The sequence below is a fragment of the Paenimyroides ummariense genome (assembly GCF_900115115.1).
GTDB classification, from domain to species: Bacteria; Bacteroidota; Bacteroidia; order Flavobacteriales; family Flavobacteriaceae; genus Flavobacterium; species Flavobacterium ummariense.
In genome coordinates this window covers 1-23,754 of the sequence record NZ_FOVI01000033.1, presented here as the reverse complement: position 1 = coordinate 23,754, position 23,754 = coordinate 1, and the positions used below count along the sequence as shown (strand labels likewise).

Here is a 23,754-nt window from a genome sequence, read left to right as displayed (position 1 = left end):
GACAGAAAATTAGAAATTGTTTTTGCTATAGAGTGGTATTTTTTTTACACAAATTACCTATGTTGTTTACTCTAGGAAGCTTAAATTTGTAGAAATAGAAGATTAAAAAATATGTTTACCGAAGAAGAAAAAAAGTTTTTACAGGCAGAGTTATTAATGAAAATTGAAGAGAATATTGGTAATTATAAGTCATTCAAAGATTTAAACTCAGAGGATTGTTTGAGAATGGAAATTCTTAGGAAGATCAATCCCGGAGGTTTTGAATTATTAAAAAATAGAGTAGAAGAGATGATTTTGAAAACAATTTAAATTATTCACTTAAAATAATAAAAGCTCCATTTGGAGCTTTTATTATTTTTTAGATTCTTCTAAAGATACCTTACGGAATTCTTTTAAAAGTTTTTCTAAGTTTAATGTTGATTTACGGGCTCTCGTACCTGCTGCTTTGTTTGCTTTTTCTGATTGTAGTTGAGCATCCTCGTTGAAAGCTGCCATTTCAGCGTTGATTTTTCCGATTAGTTCTTGCATGATATTCTTCTTTTAATTTTTTAATGCTGCAAAAATAACATTTTTCTGTTGGTGCTGCGGGTTTGGAAGAGGTGTATTGTCGATTTTTTAATTAATTAAATTGTTTTTAGTTTCTGTTTTACATTTTGTACCGGATTGGATTGTTGTTTTTGATTGAAATGTCTTCTAAAGCAACTTCTTCTTTTTCAACCTTTTTGATTTCTTCCTTTACCTCTGGTACAATAGAAAGCTGTATTTTACGTTCGACAGCTGCCAGTTCGGTTTTGATTTCATTTAATCTGTTTTCTTTTGACCATTTGCTGTTAACCAGTTCCTGAAGTACGGGCAGATCTTTGTTTATTTCCGTTATTTTCTTTTGTTCCTCTTCAATGTAGCTAGGGATTTTTTCCAGTGCATTTATGAAGTTTGATGCAGCCAGTTTTTCATCTTTAGCAATGATTCCGTTGTTGTAGGTGTATTTGATGTTTCCTTCTCCTCGTGCGAAGAAACAGTTTACTTTGATGTCCGTTCCGTCTTTTTTTGAAGCTTCAGTTTTAACCAGTAGATTGAATCCGTAAAGACTTCCTATTTCTTCATATTGTCCGCCTGTCCTTGCTTTGTTGGATATCTCATTTAGTTTGGTTCCGATCTGTTTCAGATCTGCGTTTTGGGATAGACCGTCAAGTTTAAGTAGATTTGCTGTGCTGTTATCTGGATTTCTTTTAATTCGTTGTTGTAGGTTGTTCCAGTCAAGGCTCATTCGGTCATAACGGGACTGTGCCTTTTCTAACTCGGCAGAATATTCTTCCAGTTTATATTTTGCACTGTATTTGGAACGGCTGAATGCCTGTTTTTCGCTTTCCAATCCTGCAATCTGTTTTTCGAGTTTAGCTTTATCAAGCAGGTCTGTATTTCCAGAGAGTATCGCAACGTATTCGGAGAAATTCATGCCTGATTTTTCATCCATGCTGCCTTCATCGATTGTACGTTTACCAAGGTTGTTGTTCTTCAGCTGGTCTATAAACAGCTGTTTGTTGTACAAAAGGTTAAACTTGTAGCTGTCCAGTGATTTTTCAACTGCGTATATAATTACATCTACCTTGTTTTCTGCAAAGAATTTTGCTATTTCGTTCCCTTTGCGTATTGCCCTACCATCCCTTTGTGCTAGATCGCTTGGTCTCCAAGGTGTGTCCAGATGATGGATGGCTATAGCTCTTTTCTGGGCATTGACTCCGGTTCCAAGCATACTGGTGGAACCGAACAATACTCGTATGGTTCCTTCGTTCATGGCTTTGATCAGTTCCTTTCGCTGTCGGTCGCTTTTTGCTTCCTGGATGAAACGAACTTCGTGTGAGGGAATATTGTGGTCTTCAACGAGCTTTCTTTTGATCTCTGAATATACGCTCCATTCTCCGGGCTTGTAGGTTCCAAGATCTGAAAAAACAAACTGTGTGCCTTTCTGTGCCTTGAACTGATTGTAGTAGTTAGCAATATTTGTTGCGCAGTGTGATGCTTTACTGTCGGGATGGTCTTCGTATATTGGACTTACCATCCGCATATCCAATGACATTTTCCTAGCGTAGTCTGTTGCGATCAACATCTTTGCTTTTTCTTCACTTTGTGAGAGTGGCGGTCTTCCCAACAGTTCGGCGTTTCCTGACTTGGCGAAATCCATTAGTTTTTTGATGAATACTTCCTGATCAGGAGTAGGAGGTATGTTGTACAATACTTCGTTTTTGTTAGGTCGGTCAATACCGATATCTTTTGCGGTTCTGTAATCTGTGATTTCAGAATAGAACTGAGCCAATTCCGGTACTTTAATGAAGTATCTGAAGCGTTCTTTTGCAACAATGTTGTTTGCGACTGAAAACTCATAATCGGTCGTCTTTCGGGCATAGATTGCAGCCCAGGCATCGAAGGAATGGATGCCTTGTTTTTTCATTGCTTTTGGACGAAGGTATTTGAACAGCAAGTATAGTTCCGTTAGTGAATTACTGATGGTTGTTCCAGATAAGAAGGTAGCTCCCATATCTGAATTGGTACGTTCCTGTATGGTTCTGATGGCGAACAGCAGGTTCATGGCTTTTAAGCTGCCGTCTACATTTCCTAATCCTGCAACTCTTGAATGCCTAGTATTGAACATCAGGTTTTTGAACTGGTGGCTTTCATCTACAAACAAATGGTCGATACCCATCATTTTAAAATCTACCACATCATCCTTGCGGTTTTCGATGTCGTATTGAAGTGTTTTCAGTTTTACTTCGAGGTTTTCTTTTCGTTTGATGACTCCGGCAAGCATTCCTCTCGTTACTTCCTTTCCTTGGGATTGCAATGCATCAAGATTACGCTCTACGCTGTCTAATTCAATTTCCAAAATCTCTTTTTGCATTTCAGGTGACTGTGGTATTTTTCCGAACTGGTCATGTGTAAGAATTACGCAGTCCCAATCGTTGTTTTTGATGTCACCGAATATTCTCAAGCGTTTTTGTGGTGTAAAGTCTTCCTTACCGGGAAAAAGAATTTTAGCATGTGGATAAGCAGTTTTGTAAGCTTCCGCTATTTCGTGCACATTGCTTTTCAAACCTATAATCATGGGCTTATGTGCCAACCCTAAACGTTTCATTTCCTGTGCCGCAGCGCACATTACCAGTGTTTTTCCGGCACCGACTTCGTGATCACATATTGCTCCGTTATTGAGTTTGATCATCCATACGGTATCTTTTTGGCTGGAGTAAAGATCTTCAATACCCAGCGCTTTACGATCCAAACCCGGGAAATCCTGATGGGAACCGTCGTAGCTCGGTCGTACGAAACAGTTAAAAGTATTGTTGTATTGGTCTGTCAACCTTGTTTTAAAGTTGTCACTCTGTGCGTGCAACCACTCGGAAAATGAGGTTCGAATTTCATCTATTTTGCTATTCGCCATCTGTATGGCTTCCATGTCACGTACTTTTACTTCCTTATCATCAATGATAATTATTTTTGTAATATCAGGTGTGGTGTTTACCAGTGCGTGTTTGAACAGTGCATTTCCGTCAAACGTGCGGCTTTCGGACTTGACGGCGTATTTGTCCCAGATATGGACGTTTTTTTGTCCGCAGGTTACCGAAAAATCATCAGAGCTTTCTGAATAGTGTATATGTACATCGGTATCGAAAAGGTTTGATGCAAAGCTGCTGTAAATACCGGTTGATATCCAGCGTTCACCCAGGTTGAAATCTAATTCTTCAAACTCAATCCTTCTTGGGCGTGCTTCTTCCAATGCTGTCAAACTTCTTTTGGCCTCTTTGTCTTCTGGATTGTTTTCAATATATTTTTGTAGGTATTGGGCTTTTTCAACGACATTTCCTGCAATCCAGCGTTCCGCTATTTCGTATTCTTTGTTTAGCGGATTGAAATAGAGTTTGTTGTTCAACGCCTCTTTTAACTCCTCATGAGTTATACCGCTTACTTCGACCATATAATTTAGATCTACTTTACCATACCTGTTTAAGGAAGCGGCTAAAGCTTCGTCTGGATTATCGGCAGTTATCTTCGCGGTTGAGAAACTAACCGGATGGTTGAATATATCTGCTTTGTGCACCACACCTCCGACCACCCGTTCCAGATACGGAATATCTGTACCCGAACTGTCTGTCTTTATCAGCTTGATATTGTCTGAACTGTTCAGATTTCCGAATTTTTTGATAAAGACATCGTACAAAGCGTTAAGCCTGATTCTCTCTTCTTTGTGTTCAGCCTGAAGTGTTGTTTCTTTAGTATATAGTTCGTTATAAGTATCCCTTAATTGAATGTAAGCTTTTGCTCGATCTTTTTGATGTTGAGTTAACTGCAACGGATGGAAAAGAGCCGATCCTTGTTCCGTATTGACGTTTTTTAAGTATCCTACCCAGCCATTATTAAAGGCAAGACAGTCGCTGCGATGGAATTGTTCCAGCTTTCCACTATATGGTGCGGGTTCCGGAATTTCATTGACTGTATTGTTTGTTGTTTGCTTTTTGGTTTCTAGGTTTGATAAAGCATTGCTGGACGGGGGTTGGCTTATTGAAGGTTTATCTGAATTAAGAACAGGGTTACTGAACAGGTCAATCTGCTGATTATTTTGGCTTCTTTTCTTTTGAGTTTTTGGTCTTTTAGATTGAGATTTAAATTGATTAGATTGGATATTGGTCTGTAGGGGTATAGGTTCATTTTCAAATAAGTCAAAAATATTTAGCTGCAATTGTTCGGAGTAATTTTGTTCTCTTTTTTGTGGTTCAAATAGAGGAACTATTTGGGTTTGTACTACTAAAGGTTCGATGATAACAGGTAGTGGATTTACTTCACTTACTTTTAGTATTTTGGGATCATTATTGTACAATCCAAGATTTAAGTTTTTAGAAAAATCCTCGGTTAGCATTTTTTTTAGATCTCTGGAGATTCCAATAATGCCTTCACTATGATTGTAAATAAGTGCGGGTTGACCATAAGGATCGGTTCCTAATTTTTTATCAGTATGTATAATCCTTGAAAGACCTTGAAAGTAGGCATTTTCTGGTGTGTTGAATTGTGTTTGATTGCTTTCGCAAAACAGTTCTTCTTCTTTAGTTAGAAACTTTTTAGCTGTGTTCTTTTGCAGGATGATTAGGTCGCTGCCGACTTCCGTTCCTGCATATTCTGTAAACAGATTGTTAGGCAATCTAATTGCAGAAACCAGATTGTTTCCCTGCATTAAAGCTTTGCGTATCGGCTCATTCTTCGGACTGTTCATTATCCCCTGAGATGTAATATAGATAAGCACCCCACCTTCACGAAGCGTATCTGTACCTTTTAGAAAGAAGTAGTTATGGATACTTCTTGTTGCCTGAATCTTTACTTGGTCTTTGCTCCTTGAATAAGACAAGTCAAATATCAAAGTGTCACCAAACGGTATATTGCTAGAGATTACATCAAAAGTGTTTAACTGATTTTCAGGAATTTCTTCAAAACCTTTTATATTGATATTGCCTTCAGGATGTAGATGACTGAGGATTTTTCCTGTCAATAGGTCTTTTTCATAAGCGGTAATTGCCGGATTTTGACCTTTTGAGAAAGAATCAATAAAAGAACCGATACCTGCGGATGGTTCGAGGAATTTCTGAATGCTTATCCCACTTTGTGTGAGAACTTCAGATATTGAACCTACCAGTGGAGGAGGTGTATAAAAAGCTGTTAATACGGAACTTTTCATACTATTGACATATCTCTGATATTCCCTTTCATCTTGAGCATTTTCTCTCAGAAGTTGAAGCAGCTGCTCAGTAAGAGGAAACAGGTCGTGTTCGCTTTTAGGCCAGTTGTGGATGTCTGATTCTTTTGCTGTTGGGTTCAGTATGAACTTTAAACCACCAAAACCGCTGTACTGCATTAGCGATCTTCTTTCTTCTTCGGTTGCATACCTCTTTTCGTTTTCCAAGATGAATGCAATTCGCAAAGCATCAATATTCTGCAGAAGATGCTGTTTCTTACTGAAGCCCATTTTCTTCAATCCATATAGCGATGGTTCCGGTCAGCTCGGTATATAGTAAATCGTACGCTGCCGTATTCTCGAAATCATCGGTTAGTTCATATTTTTCAAAGACACTGTTGCAGATTGAAAGCATTTTTAAAGTGAATGGTTGAAGTTCTTCATCTGCCATGGTGGTGTCGAATTCATTACAGACCACTTGGAAAACGGTATCGAATTTTGAAAAGTGTAATCCTTCAAAAAGAATGTAGTTAGCGATTTCACTACATTGGTCTATACTGTTTCCTGCAACAAATGCGGCTTCGTAAGCACTTGCTGCCCATTTTGATCTTTGTTCAATGAATTTATAATCATGTGCTTTTTCTGGAAAACTGCTGTTTAATAGTTCCTGAAGTTTTAATTTGAAATAGGAGAGGTCTTTGGTTTGATTGTTCATGATAGTATGGATATGTAATTGGTACGTTCTAAATTATAGTGTAAGGATTTAGAAAATTTAAATTGACTGTGGTTAGCTTTACAGGTCTTCATATGTCTATATTTAGAAGGTAGACGTTAGTTAGTTGAAAATCAATACTTAATTTGGTTCGTTAGATTTATCAGTTTTAATAAGTTCAGTTTAAAGCAGATTTTTTGTGGATATAAAAATGAAATAGTCGTTTCACCTAATTTTTCGTAAAAATCACTCAATAGTGAAAAAAAATTTAGTTTATAAAAATTTTAATCTCTAAATTTATAATGTCATTTATCTGAGGAAGAGAATCTTAATGATGATATGACTCCGAAACTACAGTGAACCGATAGACACTTTCTCTTTCCTTAGATAACCAAGCCTGCGTTGTAGCAATGCGGGTACATAAACACTAAAAGCAAAGCTTTTATTTATTGTAGATCACAGTGTATGCTTTACATGCGCTCAGGATTGTATTTTCTTTTTTATAAAGAAGTATAGGCATAGAACACTACCTGAAGTAGTAAAAGACATAAATAAGTTCAAATTTTTGTTAAACATATAAACCTGTTTTATTTAATGAATCCGCTTCAATACATGAATAAAATCTTCTGTACACTGCTTTTTTTCTCTGCCGGAAACAAAAGCTACTCCCAGCGTGAGATACATCCATTGGAGCCGATGTTTACTTATGATTATGCGTTAAAGTATTATGGAAATATAATGGCACAAACCACCTATATTGCTAATGATTGGTGGTGGTGTATCGAAAATTTTAAAGCACCTATAGGTGTAAAAGAAATAAAAGTATTTGAAGATTTCCCATATTATTCATTGTTTAGAGGGCATAACTTGATTAAAGGAAACGGAAAAATTATATATACTTTCAATTCTACTACTGGCTTTTTAGATGAAAGTAGAAAATTAGATAAAAGAAACAGAATTGTTAGTAGATCAAACTATAAATATAGTTTTGGAAAAACGAGAACTGAAATTAAAGTAATTACAAATCAGTACGAAAGAGATGTATATAGTGATATAACATATATCTATGAAAACAAGACTGATAATCTGGTAAAAGTAATATACAATTACACTTCATCTTCAGGATTTGTGGAATATTTTTACACATCATATAAACCCCATTTACAGATTATAAATTCTATTAAAGTAAATAACAATCAAATTGAGAGTGATAATATACTTTCCCTTGCTCAAGACACAATTAATTATATTGACATTAAGAATAAAAGGTTTTTTTTCAATCAGGATTATAGTGTTCTTCAAGGAACTAATGGAATCTTAAAAAGACATAACTTAAAGGAAGAAAAGTTTATAAATTTCAATAGCAGAATAATTAGTTCTACCCCTTTTCTATATTCCACCACTACTCTTCAGAGAACATCTAACAAAGTAACAGGAACACTATCTTTTGGAGAGAACTTTATATTTTATGATAACGTAAATTCTGTATTATCTCATTTCCCTACAGAACGAAGGGGACTAATGCTTTTTGACGAAAATGGACAGCTAATTGAAAGACATTTTTATGAATTTGGTTATCGATCAAATGATGCTCGACTCTCCGATAGAGGTTCCGATAAAGATGAAGGTATTGATCGTTGGCATTTTAGTTCAAAGGATTGGGATTATAGAATACTATTGAAGGAAAATAGCAAAAAATGGAATTTAAATTATTTTGGCGAACGCGAACGCGAGCAGGAATTTGACGAAAACTCTGCGATGATATACCGAAAAACAGATAGTACGCATTTTCTAAAAAAGAAAAACACGATCTATTACAGAGATTATGCAGTTTTAATTTACAAATATGAATAAAAATATATGAGATGGAATTAACACTTTTCAATAAAGAGATAGATTATCAAGGTCAAGATTTACATATGTTGCGGAATAATAAAGAGTTTCCTCTACATCTGTTTTTTAATTCAAATTTAACACTATCATATATGTTTCGTTTAGATGGTGAACATACACAAGATGTTACCTATGAACAGATCGAAATTAAAATTACAGGAAATAACGAAAAAGTAATAATAAAAGCCAATCCTTATATTCCAGGAACAGACGTAAATCATCCCGCTAGAGTGGATAACTTTTTTATAACTGTAAAAAGTAACAACCCGTTGATAAGTGATTCTGTTATTTTACTTCATCTGCATGATGAAATAGACAAAGCATGGACATCACCATCTACATTAAGTATACGAAAAGGAATGGAATTGAAATTTGGTGTTTTGGCAAGTTTTACTGATGGAAACTATGCAGACTTATCATTTTATCCTGAAATGAAGAAAGAATTAACCAATGGGAATAATTATTTAAATATTCCAACCTACCCTCCGCCACCTGAACCACTTATCCATGATCCTAAAAGATTAACTTGGAAAACTACCCCCCCAGCAGATGAAAATCCTATATTAGATGCGATTACAATTGAACTTCCTCCATGGATGGAAAATAATGGTTCTACCAGCAGGATACAAGTCACAGGAAGTGTTCGTTTTCTGGATGAATTTGGAAATTTAAAGTTTCACAAAGGGAATATCGATGATATTGATGACCGTATGAACATCCTTTTTCTTTCCGATGGTTTCAAAAATAATACATCAAACTTTCACAAAACTATTGATCAATTTAGTACAGAACTGCTTAAAAAAGAAACTTACACACCTTGGAATTTGTTAGGTGACCGTCTAAATATTTGGAGTTACTATACAGATGACCAGCAAGAATACTCATCTTTAGAAAGTGAACATATATTTGTCAGAAACGCTAGTTCAAATAGTCCTATCATTATCGAACTTTATTCCTTTATTTCCTTGTTTGATACAAAAGTTTTAAAGAAGGCTGCATTTAGCACAATTTTTGAAACGAAAACATTACCTGAATTTAAAAAATATTTAATTGACTTTTACTCTAACGATTTAGTAACTTTTTTAGAAATTGACAATCCTGATTTTGACAATGCTTATCCATTTCTAAAAAAATCAAACGGAGCATGGTTTGATGAGGGCAAGTATGTAACGTTGTCAGACTTATGTAGTCGAGTTGGACTACCCTCGCAATACAATGATGGTCTTGGATCTCTGAATAATAACCTCATTCAATGGAATAAGTTAGGATGGATAACCGATGTAACTACTGATCCAAGTAATTCTACCAAGAAGTATATACATCCCTACGTTTTTAAAATATGGAAAAAATTAAAAAGCCGAATCTATTTAGAAAAAATGGATACTTCTTATGGAGTAACTAACACCTTCTTAAAGCGGGAGATAAGAGAAGTTTTTGAACCAACACGATACATAGGAGCAGGCACTACCAAATTCCCACCGACATCTGAAAATGCTGGAGCAATTGTAAATTTTGGATCTTATATTAATAAGATTACTAACCCAATTAAGGCAGGTTTTGGGCAAATATTTTTTGACCAAAATGGGATTCCGGAATTAGGCAAAGATAAAAATGAATATATAAAAAAATTTGTTAAGCCTAGTGATAATATTATATTACTATCGCGGGTTAGAACAAATGGTGTTTATGGTACGAATCAAATATTGTCCCTAACTGTTAAATTAAATGAAGATGATCCAGGAACTGATTTAAGCTTACATCGTACTGTTGCGTCTATAGAAGCAAAAATAGCCACTTCCTTTAAATGTAAACGAACTGTAACTAATGATATTTATAGATATGAGCAAGATAATCTTGATGTAAAAGAAACTAGAAATCAGGTGAAAAACACTATTGTTCATGAATTTTCTCATAACTATCTAAGAGATGAATATTCAGCTAAATTTGGCGATCTTAATCAAGACGCTACTGAAAGAACTAAGCTTAAAGAAGTTGCCGATTATTCAAATCTTGAGATAGGAAAAGATTTAGAAACTCAAACTCATTATATTGATGCTTCTAAAATAAAATGGCGTTGGCCAAGAATAAAAAAGATTGGTTTAGGTCTTGTAGATCAACCTGAGAACAATATTAAATTTGAAAACAATGTATATTCTTGTATCGTTCAAACAAATGCACTAAATATAAATGATAATACGAATGCTTTTAAACAAGGTGATAGAATATTACTTCGTAAACGATTTCTATTTGATAAGACAACGTATATTCAATGTACGGTAACATCATCGGTAGACCTATCTGATTATAAACAGGAAATAACATTTACTACTTCGACCCAGTTTACGACATCTGATTATGACGATGGATTTATTATAATTTTCCCGTTTTGGAGAACGGATAGTAATGCAAGCCAAAATGATTTTCAGCAATTAATACATCATGAAGTAGAAAATGCGATTATGCAAGCCAATTACTTTAGTAATATAATTACTAAACCAGGTAGACCTATGGTATTTGCTGATGATCGCAATAATAATAGACCACAAAATATTCTTAAGGAATTTCTTGATACATCACCCCCATCATTTAAGAATTTTATTGCAAACGCAGAAAAAAACAAATCAAAAGTCGTGGGGTTATACGCAGGCGGGTTACTTTCTTATTTCATAGGAATTTATCATCCTACAGGATTTTGTACGATGCGTGGTTTTGTAGGAGAAGATAGAGAGGACATGCTTCCACGAGATCTGTTAGGTATAGAAAAAGCTAAATTAATAACCTCTAATAGTTTCTGTCCTGTATGTAGTTATATTTTAATCGACTACATTGATCCATTAAAACATTCTATTATGGATGTGAAATATGGAAAGTACATTTAACCCTAAACATAGAAATTATGGCAGATAATACGTTCTTAGGAAGTTTTGTTACCCAATATGCCCGATTGATACTTCCACTTAAAGAAGCTTTAGAAAGCGAATCGAAATTTAGGGCACTGTTCTTAGATTTGGGTTGGTCAATCCCAACACCTCCTGTATCGGAAGCTCAGGCAGTTGTAAACAATATCAACTCATTAATTGACAGCTTGGATAATTTACCTTCAGCGCCTTCAGAGATAGATATGATTGCACTTTTAGCAGATGTGAGCACGGTTTATCTTTCTATTAAGAATTTTGCAAATACAGTAGCTGATACTACATCGGGTATTGGAAACTTACAAGGTATATTTAAATCTGAATTTCCTAACGATTTGTTTAACTATTTAATCTGCCGTTATCTTCAAAATACGTCTGATATATTATTTAATACGTTATTAGCAGTTGATATTATAAGTTATACTTATATTAGTGAGGAACTACCAAGACCCGCATACACAAAAATTAGAATTGATTACTCAAAGTTAGGAACTTTGATAACAAATCCAACGGCAATTGTTAAGGAAGCTGTTGAATGGAACACGGAAGAGTATGATTTTGAAAATATTGGTTCATTATTAATGGATTTTTTAAGCGGTATCAAAATACCAGCTTCTTTTCTCGATAATCCTGCCTTTGGTAATGAATTAACTATGAAACGTTCTATTTTATATAATGATTTCTTTAATCCTGATCGTGTAGTAAGTGGATTCTTAAGTATCTTTCTGATGGATATATTGGTTGCTGATAATTATAAGAATTTAAACGCTTATATATCCGCTTTTGAAGGAGAACAAACCAATGAAAAAGGTATTATACTTGAACTGGATATACCTGAAGGTACATCATTGAAGCAAGATATAACAAATACGATTTCCTTACAAATAAATACTTCCGATATTATTGGAAATAATTTTGGAGTTCAGCTCAGCCCGTCCGAACAAAAATTCAGTTATCTTGGACCTACGTCGTTTAACGGAAAAATTGAACTGTTAATCAGAAAACTATTTGAGGGACCAGTACGCTTGTTTGGACAACCCGAAGGTACGCGGTTGGAAATACGCGATCAGGCAATTTCCCTTTTCGTAAAGCCGGGAACTCCTTTAGAATATGGAATCGGTTATGACCTTTCCGGTCTGGCATTAGTTATCGATCCAAACGGTTCAGACAATTTTATTAAAAACATCTTTGGGGACAAAGTCCGTGAAATTAAATTTCCGATTACTGTACAGTGGTCGAATACCAAAGGAATTTCCTTTGTAGGCAGCGGTACTTTTGAATTTGAAGTCAATACCCATTTCAAGATCGGTCCGATAGAATTTACAAATGTAAAAGTCGCCATTAAAGCTCCGCAAGGTCAGAATAAAGTAACAGCAGATATTGGCACTAATATCAAGGGTGATTTAAGTGCAATTGTGTTTACGGTTGATAATATCGGACTAAGAACAACACTGAATCTGGATGAAGGCAATGCCGGTCCGTTTGGTATTGGTATCGGTTTTAAACCGCCTACAGGAGTTGGCTTAAGCATCGATGCCCCACCGGTAAAAGGTGGTGGTTTCTTAAACTACGATGAATCTACATCAACCTATACCGGTGGTCTGGAGTTGCAATTTTCCAAAATATCTTTCTCGGCTATTGGTATTATCAGTACCAAATTACCGGGAGGAGAAAAAGGTTACTCACTTCTTGTTATAGTGTCGGTTGAATTTACACCGTTACAAATTGGTATGGGCTTTACCATCAACGGTATAGGCGGTTTACTTGGCTTACACAGAACGTCCAATCCCGATGTTCTTCGTGCGGGAATAAGATACAATACGTTGGATCATATCCTGTTTCCAAAGAACATCGTAGAAAATGCAAATACCATTATCAGTAATTTAGGTCAAGCATTTCCTATACGCAAAGATCAATTTATGTTAGGACCGATGGCTAAAATAGGTTGGGGTACACCAACTTTGCTGACAATTGACATAGGAATTGTAATTGAACTTCCTGATCCTGTACGTTTAATTATTTTAGGAATTTTGCGTGCACAATTGCCAAGTGCACAAAATCCTATTTTACAGATACAGGTTAATTTCTTAGGAATTATTGACTTCAAAGAAAAGTATTTGTCGTTTGATGCAACATTATATGATTCTAAGATATTGACCTTTGGACTTTTTGGTGATATGGCACTGCGTTTGAACTGGGGAGACCGACCAAATTTCTTATTATCGGTTGGTGGATTTCACCCGTCTTACACGCCACCACCATTGAACCTACCTTCAATGCAACGTCTGACAATTATTCTGGCAGACCATAGTAATTTAAAAATATCTGTAGAGTCTTATTTTGCCGTGACCTCAAATTCAGCACAGTTTGGAGCTCGCGTGTATGCGATGGCAAAAGCATGGAAGATTATTGCAGAAGGGGAACTTTGGTTCAACGTACTTTTTCAGTTTTCTCCTTTCTATTTTGCTGCGGACATGGGAGTCAAGTTTGCCATAAAAATGGGAAGCAAGACCTTACTCGGAATCTATGTTGCATTGATGTTGGAAGGTCCGGATCCTTGGCGTGCTCAAGGTCAGGCTGCCTTCAAGATATTGCTTGTTAAAGTGAAAGTTCGTTTCGATGCAACATTTGGTCGTCAGCGTGCAGAAGCTATCGAGGCAGTAAAAGTAGATGATAAGATTAAAGAAGCATTAATGTTGCAAGATAATTGGGAAGCTTTGCTACCAGATCAGAATAACCAGATGGTTGCCTGGCGGAAGGAAGGAGAAACTGAAGTACAGTCGGTGGATCCATCCGGTGCAATTAAGATTAGCCAACGTGTGATGCCGCTTAATACGATGATGCAGAAATTCGGCTCTGCCGCAATCAGCGACTTTAACCAGTACCGCATCAATACTAGTAACGTTAGAATTGAAAATATGATTGTACCTGCTGAGCGGGTACAGGATTATTTTGCAAGAAGCGAGTTCAGCAACATGACTGATGAAGAAAAGTTATCTCGTGACGGTTATGAACTATTTGACAGCGGTGTGCTTGTAGGTTCAAACAAGAATCAGTCTTCTCAATACGCCGTACACAAACATAGTACTTTCGAAGAGATAACTATGGACAGCGGATACCGACGCAAAGAAGATACTAAATTCGCAATTAGCGATGAAAGACTGAAAATTGATAGTTTCCTTGGTTATACTACCCGTACAGGTCTTTCAAGAGCAAGACTGCGTACCACAAGTGTGGGCCCGGCAAAGATCAAGCTTTCTATAAAAGATGGTGAGTTTGTGCTAGCGAACCGTAATAACCTGCAACAGGTGGGCGGCGGAATATCTTTTGCGAACTCAATGGATGCAGAAAGATATTTGAAGCAACAAAAGGAACTTTCACCGACTACGGTTGAAAACTGGATTATTGCCAACCGATATGAATTGGCTTGATAACGGACTAAACATTTTATGAACAATATATTCTGTAAACTATGAACGCATACTATTCTTTTTTACCATATATACGAAACGGATTAAGCAATTTTCTTACTGCTGATGATCTGCCCAACGGCAATTCCCCTATAGAGCGTAGCAGTTTTAGTTTAAGCATTGGTTTGGAGGCGACCGCTGTGAGCGGAGGTACCCAAAACACGACCATATCCAAGGACTTTGCCCTTAAGGGGCCAGGTGATGTAATCGGTATCAATAAAAACGAAATCGTTAAGGTAAGCCCGGAAAACTGGGTAACCAATTTTGAACCGAACTACCTTCCATTTATTGAGTTCTACGATGAGGATTTTTGCTGGCGCTATACACCTGCAAAATTCCGTAAAGACGGGGCTTCATTGCAGTATGAATACCGTCTTCGTCCGTGGTTGACTTTGGTTGTACTTATGGATGACGAGTTCGAATTGCTTACTACACCACAAGGTAAACCGTACATTAAAATAAAAAAAACGGCAGGCGAGATATTTCCCTCGCAAGAAAGCTTGTGGGCGTGGGCACATGTTCACGTAAATGAAAATTTAGCAGTAGGTGAAGGTGCCATCGGAAATACAGATGCTGCTATTGCACAATCTGTTACAAAACTTAAAAACACTGTTCTGAAGAGAAATCCTGAAAAGGTAATTTCTAGATTGGTGTCGCCCCGAAGGTTGATGCCTGATACAGGATATACTGCTTTTGTAATCCCAACTTTTGAAACGGGTAGGAGAGTAGGGATGGGAATGGAGCCTTTCGACGGTTCAAGTGTACAGGAACAGCAAGGTGCTTGGAATAGCAGTACAGCTATAGATACCGAATTCCCTGTTTATCATCAATGGTATTTTAAGACGGGAGGTTCCGGTGATTTTGAAACATTGGTACGCCTTGTCAAGCCTCGTATCCTACCACAAAGTGTAGGTACAAGGGAGGTTGATCTTCAAAAGAGCAACAATCCCCGACTTGAAAATGTGGAATCTCCACAACCTGTCATTAAAATGCGGGGGATCGTAGAACCACTTAATGCTACAACAGTTGAACCTTGGGAGCTTAGTGACAATAATCCTTATACTAAGGAATTGAGAGGCATCATTAATGAGCCTACCAAAATCCTTAATGAGGAACAGATTGGTGACCCAATTATAGCTCCGCCAATTTATGGTAGATGGCATGCGGCCCAAGATCAAGTGCAGGAAGTTAACTCTTCAGATGCTAACTGGCTTCAGGAAGCCAACCTTGATCCGCGGTACAGAATATTCGCCGGTGCCGGAGCTGAAACCATAAGACGCAATCAGGAAGATTATATGAATACCGCCTGGGAGCAGATAGGTGATGTATTGGAAGCAAACCGTAAAATGAACCAGCTCAAACTGACTAAGATTGCTAATCAGGCGATCTATGACCGCCACTTGGTGTCCTTGAAAGATGAACTGTTGTTGAACATATCCGCCCCTGCGCACCCTCGCATGATCAATATGCCGAGACAACTTACTGTTTTTGGTGAAGTTGATAACAGCCGTATCCCGGTTTCTGTATTATCAGGTGCATTCAGAAGAATGACAAGGGCAAACAGTACCCTGACCAGAGGTATTACATTAACAAGCGGTGATGTAAGTACCTCAGAGCTAATAAGTGAAATTAATGACGGAGTTGTGCAGATTGCTACGCCTTATCAGCCACCGGCAGGACAGATATCGTATAACATATGGCCGCCAGATCAGTTGACACCGGCATTTACAATGTCGCTTCCACAGAATGCAGGATTTCAGTTTTCTAACCCGGGAACTATAATTTCAAATCCGGCACCTGGACCAATTTCGCAACCAGTAAGGACTATGGTAGAGTCAATTGCGTCACTGCACGGCATCATCCAACAACTTCCTAACTATAGTTTTCCACAAAGCCCAATGCTGTCGATGAGTCAGATGAGAAATATTATTCTGACCAGAACGGAACCTGTATCAAATGCACTGGCTATTGCTAACAATTTTGTAAAGTTAACGAATGTGCAAGGTATTCCCGTGCAGATAATGAATACCAATACCATAATGGCAGCACCTAAGATCAGAGTGCCCATGTATGAAGAGTTGGCAAAACTATCACCAGATTGGATTATGCCTGGCTTGGGAAGTATTGAAATGAACTCTATCAATCTGCTGAATGTAAATCAAAAATATTTGGAAGCATATATGCTCGGATTGAATTATGAAATGGGTAGGGAATTGATGTGGCGAGGATATCCTACAGATCAGAGGGGTACTTATTTTTCCTTTTTCTGGGGATATGACAGTTCTATCAAAAACCTTGAGATCCAAAATGAAAATGACCAGATATACAACCTGAATAATTACAGGGATATAGAAGATATACATAAATGGAGGGTAGATCCCAATTCTATAACTTCATCGCTTACAAAACTAGGATCTAACAGTGCAAGGACGGCAGGTCCTCCTTTATTGGTGATGACGATTCGCGCGGAGCTTCTACGGAAGTACCCCGGAACGATCATCTATCTGCAAAAAGCACAGTATCTTGGACCAGACCAACCTAGAAAAGCAATGTTAGGAACAGAAGTTTATCCTTTGTTTTCTGGGAAAATAGAACCGGATATCGTATTGCTCGGATTCCCAATTGATGCTGCTGAAATTAAGGGTACGGGTTATGGAACCGGAGATGAAGGATATTTCGTTGTCTTTCAGGAAAGATCAACAGAAATACGTTTTGGTGCGGACGAATCTGATGAACCTGTCAGTACAAACATACCGAGTTGGGATGATCTAAGTTGGAAAGATATCAAGGATGATCCTAACAGTGACGGATTCATTGACCTTGCCAAACAAATAACCAGCTCAAGCAATCCAGACGGTATTAAATGGAACTGGAATGGAGCGACTATTGCATATGCACTCCATCAGGCTCCGGTAAAACTCAATGTCCATGCACAGGATCTGGTACCGGATAATCAAAGTATACAATAAATAACCTTATAAACACGATACAGATATGCCAAAAGAATATAGTACGATAGTTCGTGAGATTACAGAATTGAGAATTAAAAAAGCCGAGTTGGAAAAGGAGCTGCTTTTAGGAAAGCAGCAACTTAAGAAAGCAGGAAGAAGTATACAGGAAATAACCCAAAAGAAACTTAAACCTGGTGAAGCGGATACCTTTCTTAAATTAAAAAAAACTAAAGATTCACTGGAACAAGAACTGATAGATATCAGAAACAAGGAATCAGAAATGTTGGGTGAGGTAGCATCATCATCAGGTGGTCTTTCACGCTTGGTTGAGAATATGAACGACCGCTATCCGATATTGTTTTTCCCTGTCAGAATAGAAACTGTTTTCAATGAAGAACCGCAGCAGCTTTGGATTAGAATATTTCCAGACGAAATAGCTGTTGATACTCATGAAGAAACATTAAGCGAAACTGAATTTGAAGAAGGAAAAAATTATTGGATTCAGGTTACTGATAGTACGAATGAAGAGGAAACAATTCATGCATGGGATTTACTGTGTCGTAGTTTCAGTGCTCCTCGAGCAGCATATATTGCTTTAATGACAACACCTACTAACCTTGGATCAGTTTCCAGCGGCGAACAGTTAGAATTTCCGTCTTTGGATACTCAAATTGATACTTGGAGCAAACAACCGCACACCTATGTGATGCCGGATTCATTTACAGTACAGGCATATGGTAATGACGGAAGCAGCCTCACTTACGAACTGAAACCTGTTCCCGATGATCTTAAGATGGGTATTGACCCAACTATTGGACCTGATGAAGATAATCCTGATCAGATGGGATCCTTTGACCAAGGCGAAGTAAATGGGTTCCGAAACGAGATTATTGCAGACGAGACTGTGAACTGGATGGTTGACTTTGATGCAGCAATTGGTCAGGGTATGGCTGCAAGAATAGATATAACCCGTGAACAGTTTGATCGTGGGTTTAAGAGAATTATGGTAGTTGGTGTGAAATCTACCTTATCAATCGGTAAATCTCAGGACAGGGTAGAGCAGCTTTTGAGCAATCATCGTTTTACTGACGGTCTAAGTATTTTAAAGCAGGGAAGCAATACTAATAATACAGATGAAGAATATTCGGGCTTTCAGGCAGTCGAATTCGGAAATAAAGTTACTTATCAGACAGAACGATTAGATCCGTTATTCAATCCGACTCCGATAAACAAAGATAAAACCGATGGTCAGTTCTTGTGTGAAGCGTTAGGTATAAATTATGATACCATGTTCCATATTTTCAGAAGTAATGGAACAGACATTAAGGATGTTATTAATTACAATACCGCAAATTTTCAGTCAATGTTGGGATATACTGTGACTGAATTGCTACCTTTTTTCGGAAACAGAGGTGTTATGAATAGCAAGTTCAGAATGTTTGCAGCAAACTATATGAGAAGTCGCGGTGCCTTGCCTTCCATAAGGAGCGGGAATCAACCATACGGTATATTACCTACAAGTGTATTTTCAAGGCTTGATTGGAAAAGCCATCCGGATACCGAACTATTTAGCAATATCCAGCAGTACAGCCATTCCCTTGACAAGCAATGGACCAAGGTTATGGATTATTATGATACGATACAGAAGCCGGGACAAAAACTTACCGATGTATTGTCAAAGAATGCGGTTTCAACCGAATATATACAGCGAGTAGGTGTCGGAGCCGGATATGTCTGGAACAATATAGAATATGCCGCCTTGGAATATCCACGAAACCGCGAATGGCAAAATATGCAGATGGGCAGGATGGAAAATACCATCGGGGAACTGGGATTGCCATTAGAATATAACTATAAGGGATTGCAGATAAATTATCTGGAGAAGCAGTCAAATATGGATATTGCTACGGTTGCCGAAGGAGTGAATGAGGAAGAACCTCTTCCGAAATTGAGTGACGTCGGAAATATGTTGGATATTATGGCTGCTGCTAGTTTTGATCAGTTGCGTGACGAAGATTTTGAGCAGTTCGGTATAGGTCAGGATGTCGTAGAGCGCCAATTTAACTCAAGTATTTTGTATAGGTCATCAAGACAATCGGTTATGTTGGAATACTTCGAAGCAGCATGCGATATATTGCAAATCCGTCCTGAACTTCGAGGTGAGAATGAATTTATCAATCAAGGGGGTGAACGTCCGCCAGAAATTCCGAACGTTGGACCTATGGGAAATTTAAGTATCGGACCAAGTCGTTTGGCGATTATGAATACGCCATTTCGAGGTCGTACAATAAGTCAAGTACTGAGTTCAGAGGAAGTTCATGAGTTTCCCGAGGCAAAAAATCTTATAGAGTCAAAAATATCTCTGAAAGATCTGGCACGTGTAAAAGTTAAAGACCTTTCGCTGTTGATACGTGAAGGAATTGATGGGGTTACTTTTCGTTTGGATACTTGGAGGCTTTCTTTGGTTAATCAGCGTATGAATGATTTAAGAGGTATCCAAAATGGCAGCCTTGATCGTTCGATGGGACTGTACTTTGGTGCATATGGCTGGGTTGAAAATTTGACCCGTCGCCGTGATATGGAGCGAGTAGAACCTCCAACCGGAGACGGACAATTTCCGGAAGAAGTATGGCAGACGAAAACAAATAAAGGTTATATTCACGCGCCATCAATGAACCAGGCTGTGGCGGGCGCGGTAATGCTTAGTGGTTATTCACAACGTGCGCAAAGGGAGGCAGAAGATCCGTTATCAGTAAACCTTTCTTCTGAAAGGGTTCGTGGAGCCCTTGACTTAATGGAAGGTGTTCGAAACGGGCAGAATCTGGGTGTATTATTGGGTTACGAGTTTGAAAGAAAATTTAGAGAACTTGCAAATAATCAGTTTTTCGTAAATCAGCCAATTTACAATTTAAGAAAATCTTATCCATTAGATAAGTTTGTGGTGGAAGTTTCTCCTGATCCTGAAACAGTAGAAAAAATAGCTTCAAGAAATGTTGTGAATGGAGATAAGCTTATTGAACTTATGAAGCAGGGACAGATTCAAGAAATAATCGATACATCAGGAATACCTCTTGGTCAAAGAGATTTTTTAATTCAAGCTGTGGATTGGGTATGGAATCTTGCTGATGCTGTTGCTGACATAAGTACGACTGAAGGAATATTTCAAATTGTTCAGGGTAACACAATTAAGGGAGGATCTAGTGCAAATGCAGTTTCAAAAGGACGTTTCCTGAATGAGCCTGATGTTGTCCCTTCGATTAAACAAGGACTTGAAATACCACAGCGTTTTACCATGCATTTTGAAACCAATGAACCTTCAGAAGTTGCTAATGGCTGGAATATAATAGGCAATGTTTCAAACAGGGTTTATGCAGAACCATATATTAATAAGTGGCTGGCGTCTATTTTACCGAATCCGACCATGATAACCTGCTATGTTGAGATAAGAAATACAGGAAGGGGGTATTGGCTTAATGCAGCTGAACTTAATTTACATCCGATAGACTTACTATACCTCACTGGTGAGGAACTTAAAGATGGAGATGACTTACTGTCACTGAATATTAAAAAGTACATTCGCACGCTGTACGGTTTTGACCGATCGGTAGATCTTGCAGTGGAATATCAAGAAAAAGACAGTGAAGAAACTTATTCAATTTTAGAGATACATCCGGTTTTACTTTATGCGCAAAAATTATTAAACAGTTCAAGGCACTTGAATACGCACGATTATATGCGCTCAAACGATGTCGAAGGATTCATTAAAAAATATGATTTAGAAAATATTTCTGTTCGACGTGATACTGCAGAACAAGCACTTATAGCTGCAGTAAATAATTTGCAGAATGCCGTTAGTTTAATTCCTTACAGCAAAGAGTCTATTGTCCACGCATTGTTTGTACTAAGTTTTTTTGGTATCGAACAAACTGTTTACGAATATGTTGGTGGTGCGGAACCTGATGAAGAACAGTTATTGAAACAACAGGCAGATATGGTAATACAGATTGCGAATGAAAAGCTTTTAGAAGCACAGATAACAGAACCATTTCCGATAGCAGGAACTGATCCCACTAAATACGTAGATCAAGTGCTTGAGTCGTTCAAGAAGATATTTGATCCTAATTTCACAGCAGTTCCACTTTTTGAAATCAGAGCTGACGACTTAGATATTATTGAATCTATGGTGCTTGGGGAAACGACTCTTACAGAAGATCATATGGATAACGAACTTCTGACGGAAGAATGGCTAACATCTATAGCTAAGGTAAGAAAGAATGCTGCAAACTACGAAGTATTATCTATCCTTACGGATGCCATTGACCCTATTTCGACCTTGAGAAGATCTGTAATTCCGATACAGATTCCTTACCAATATGATGGGACGGAAAGATGGCTGGGAGCTTCCGTGTCTGACCCGCAAAGCCTTAAGGAAGGACGAACTGTGGTAGGTGCATCTGTTCCACAAGAATATTCAGTATATCAGCCTCAGGCGGGTTTAATGGTTGAAGAATGGATTGATGTAATACCCTTTAAAGAAGTAACTTCTGGTATAGGGTTTCATTATGACCAGCCGAATGCAAAGGCACCACAATGTCTGATATTAGGAATATCCCCTCAGATTTCCGGTAGATGGAGATGGGATGACATAACAGACATGTTAGAAGAAACACTAGATCTAGCTAAAAAGCGCGGAATTGATTACGAAGTGATATCTAAGACTGCGGTAGGTCAATTACCTGGAATGATTATGCCCTTTACGAAGTCTGGAAATGCCATCGGACTTTCGGAAAAACATGTTTTAAAATTAAACAACTAAGCTTATGCCACCAATAAATATAAATCAACCGGACATTATTGGTTACCTACGTGTAGAACCAAGGACAGTTGCCAAGAACTTAAAACCAACAATTAAGGCGGCTGTTCATGATGCTGTATGGATGCTGACACAACAATTTCGTGTTGGAGAGTTTCTCGCAGAAGATGCAGGCTCACCAATGAAAGCTAGGGTTCAGACACAGTCTAATAAACTTAACAGATTCCAAAGCAGGTATGGGGAAGTGGAACTGTTAAATGAAGAGGTGCCCTTGGAAGCAAAAATAGAACGATTACCATTGAAGGAAGATCTAGGAACCCGTTTGGAATTTGGTCGTATATGGATCAAACTTGCTTCTAAGATATATGCTGACAACCTAAATGAAATACTTTTATTATCAATAGAGAATTTCCCAATAGATACACCGGGCGACGATCCGGCAGGAAAGAGCAATCTTGTCGGGATGCGAATTAGAAATCTTGTGACTAGAAGGGCCATTGACGGAGTAAGATTATATAAATATTTTAAATCCGGGGGCTATGCTTCAGATTTTTTACCGGATTTTGCGCAAATGGATGAGCAGATGATTCATTTTTTAAGGTGGGTCGAAAACACCTATTTTCTTCCAGAAACACCACAGGAAAATTCATGGTCTGAAGAAGTACTGGAGTATCAATGCAGTGTATCAGCACCTATTGAACCTAGTCAGGAAAGTTATCAAAACGTTTTAAGGGCCGACCGCTATAAGCGTGGAGATCTGGACTGGTATTCTTTCGATTTAGAGAGCGAGCCTTCGTATAAACTAATAGAGGAAGGAACTGAAATAGATAATTCCCGTGCAGTTCTTAAACCAGAAACATATTCCTATATTCCTACAAATATTGAGTTTAAAGGAATGCCTAAAGGTAAATGGTGGGAATTTGAAGACAGAAATACAGATCTGTCTAAAATGCTAACGCAGAAAAGTGATATATCTAAAATGGTCGTAATGGAGTTCGGATTGATTTATTCAAATGACTGGTTTATAATTCCGCATCCTGTACCGGACAGTTCAGTTACCACAATTAATGGTTTGGTTGTAACAGATGTATTCGGTCGTAACTTTTCCATAAACAGGGCAGGTACTAATAACGAACAAGACTGGTATCGTTGGGATATGTACAATATAAGTAAGAAAGACAGCGTCTCCAGAGAAACTTTTGGAAAGCTTGTTTCGATCCCAAGAATTAAAAACAGGATGGAAAGCGAGCCGATTGAAAAAGTAATGTTCTTACGGGACGAGATGGC

Annotated in this window: 10 protein-coding genes; 7 read left to right on the top strand and 3 right to left on the bottom strand. The window is 37.7% G+C overall.

What is annotated here, in order from left to right; genetic code table 11:
- Positions 1 to 111: 111 nt before the first annotated feature.
- A complete protein-coding gene (locus BM253_RS15400) occupies positions 112 to 309 on the top strand; it encodes a hypothetical protein (RefSeq protein WP_091526082.1) in 198 nt (65 codons plus the stop codon).
- A 42-nt stretch (positions 310 to 351) separates the two neighbouring features.
- Here BM253_RS15400 and BM253_RS15395 read toward each other — a convergent pair whose 3' ends face one another.
- The 3 genes from BM253_RS15395 to BM253_RS15385 form a co-directional block, all read right to left on the bottom strand.
- On the bottom strand, positions 352 to 528 hold the full coding sequence (locus BM253_RS15395; RefSeq protein WP_091526080.1) for a histone H1: 177 nt from the start codon (positions 526 to 528) through the stop codon (positions 352 to 354).
- A 118-nt stretch (positions 529 to 646) separates the two neighbouring features.
- Positions 647 to 6,004 carry an N-6 DNA methylase gene (locus BM253_RS15390; protein ID WP_091526078.1) on the bottom strand — a complete coding sequence of 1,786 codons (5,358 nt, stop codon included), beginning with the start codon at positions 6,002 to 6,004 and terminating at the stop codon, positions 647 to 649.
- Entirely contained in the window at positions 5,991 to 6,428 is a 438-nt protein-coding gene (locus tag BM253_RS15385; RefSeq protein ID WP_091526075.1) for a DUF1896 domain-containing protein, read from the bottom strand. The genes BM253_RS15390 and BM253_RS15385 overlap by 14 nt, the downstream gene beginning before the upstream one ends.
- 591 nt (positions 6,429 to 7,019) lie before the next feature.
- Here BM253_RS15385 and BM253_RS15380 point away from each other — a divergent pair.
- The 6 genes from BM253_RS15380 to BM253_RS15355 form a co-directional block, all read left to right on the top strand.
- Positions 7,020 to 8,279 (top strand): hypothetical protein, encoded by a 1,260-nt coding sequence (locus BM253_RS15380; protein ID WP_091526073.1) that lies wholly within the window; start codon positions 7,020 to 7,022, stop codon positions 8,277 to 8,279.
- An 11-nt stretch (positions 8,280 to 8,290) separates the two neighbouring features.
- Positions 8,291 to 11,197: a hypothetical protein gene (locus BM253_RS15375; RefSeq protein ID WP_091526071.1), complete on the top strand. Its 2,907-nt coding sequence runs from the start codon at positions 8,291 to 8,293 to the stop codon at positions 11,195 to 11,197.
- Positions 11,198 to 11,214: 17 nt separating this feature from the next.
- Positions 11,215 to 14,664, top strand: coding sequence for a DUF6603 domain-containing protein (locus tag BM253_RS15370; RefSeq protein WP_091526069.1), 3,450 nt, complete (start codon positions 11,215 to 11,217; stop codon positions 14,662 to 14,664).
- 41 nt (positions 14,665 to 14,705) lie between these two features.
- Positions 14,706 to 17,672, top strand: coding sequence for a hypothetical protein (locus BM253_RS15365; protein WP_091526066.1), 2,967 nt, complete (start codon positions 14,706 to 14,708; stop codon positions 17,670 to 17,672).
- Positions 17,673 to 17,697: 25 nt separating this feature from the next.
- Complete coding sequence (locus tag BM253_RS15360) at positions 17,698 to 22,470, top strand: hypothetical protein (protein WP_091526064.1); 4,773 nt, start codon at positions 17,698 to 17,700, stop codon at positions 22,468 to 22,470.
- 268 nt (positions 22,471 to 22,738) lie between these two features.
- On the top strand, positions 22,739 to 23,754 hold a 1,016-nt coding region (locus tag BM253_RS15355; protein WP_218154382.1), incomplete at its 3' end, for a hypothetical protein.